Below are 418 nucleotides of genomic sequence, written 5' to 3'. Positions count from 1 at the left end.
ACCTAAATCTGGCGTGTCTACCAATTCCACCACTCCCGCACTGCATCATTTTTTACATCTTGATTAAAGATGGTGGGGCTAACCCACTCACTTAAGTCAATGACTTAGGTGGTTGAATAATGGCTGGGGTACCAGGATTCGAACCTGGGAATGCCGAGATCAAAACCCGGTGCCTTACCGCTTGGCGATACCCCAAAAGCTTTCGCTTTTGTTACACCCTGTAGACCACAAGGCTGTAACTTAAAATAAATGGTACGGGAGGAGAGACTTGAACTCTCACACCTTACGGCACCAGAACCTAAATCTGGCGTGTCTACCAATTCCACCACTCCCGCACTGCATCTAGTTTTACATCTTGATTAAGATGGCATTATGAAACTAGCGTGTCTAACTATCAACATCCACTACTCCCGTACTG

Annotated in this window: 2 tRNA genes; both read right to left on the bottom strand. The window is 46.2% G+C overall.

The annotated features are described in order from the left end of the window. Window positions 1-120: 120 nt before the first annotated feature. Window positions 121-195, bottom strand: a tRNA-Gln gene (locus DN599_RS10305). 55 nt (window positions 196-250) lie between these two features. Next, window positions 251-335: transfer RNA gene (locus DN599_RS10300), tRNA-Leu, on the bottom strand. Between the last annotated feature and the right edge of the window lie 83 nt (window positions 336-418).

The sequence above is a fragment of the Shewanella algidipiscicola genome, from assembly GCF_900380485.1.
GTDB lineage: Bacteria > Pseudomonadota > Gammaproteobacteria > Enterobacterales > Shewanellaceae > Shewanella > Shewanella algidipiscicola.
This window is presented reverse-complemented; position numbering and strand designations above follow the sequence as displayed.